Here is a 535-nt window from a genome sequence, read left to right on the forward strand (position 1 = left end):
GCCCGCCGAGCGCAACCGTCCCGAGGACGCGCCGATCGGCCTGATCCCGGTCGACAGCCTGTACTCGCCGGTCCGCAAGGTCTCCTACAAGGTCGAGAACACCCGCGAGGGCCAGATCCTCGACTACGACAAGCTGACCATGACGATCGAGACCAACGGCGCTATCACGCCGGATGATTCGGTGGCCTACGCCGCCCGCATCCTGCAGGATCAGCTCAACGTGTTCGTCAACTTCGAGGAGCCGCGCAAGGAAGTCGCCCAGGAGATCATCCCGGACCTCGCCTTCAACCCGGCCTTCCTCAAGAAGGTGGACGAGCTCGAACTGTCGGTGCGTTCGGCCAACTGCCTGAAGAACGACAACATCGTCTACATCGGCGACCTCGTGCAGAAGTCGGAAGCCGAAATGCTCCGCACCCCGAACTTCGGCCGCAAGTCGCTGAACGAGATCAAGGAAGTGCTGTCTGGCATGGGCCTGCACCTCGGCATGGACGTGCCGAACTGGCCGCCGGAAAACATCGAAGAACTGGCCAAGAAG

1 protein-coding gene is annotated in these 535 nt (G+C 62.2%); it reads left to right on the forward strand.

From position 1 onward, the window contains the following. Window positions 1-535, forward strand: a 535-nt coding sequence (locus AACY08_RS28525) for a DNA-directed RNA polymerase subunit alpha (RefSeq protein ID WP_339472445.1), incomplete at both ends; no start/stop codon positions are given.

Origin of the sequence: Pseudomonas sp. EL_65y_Pfl1_R83 (genome assembly GCF_963970695.1) — a bacterium.
GTDB classification, from domain to species: domain Bacteria; phylum Pseudomonadota; class Gammaproteobacteria; order Pseudomonadales; family Pseudomonadaceae; genus Aquipseudomonas; species Aquipseudomonas tritici.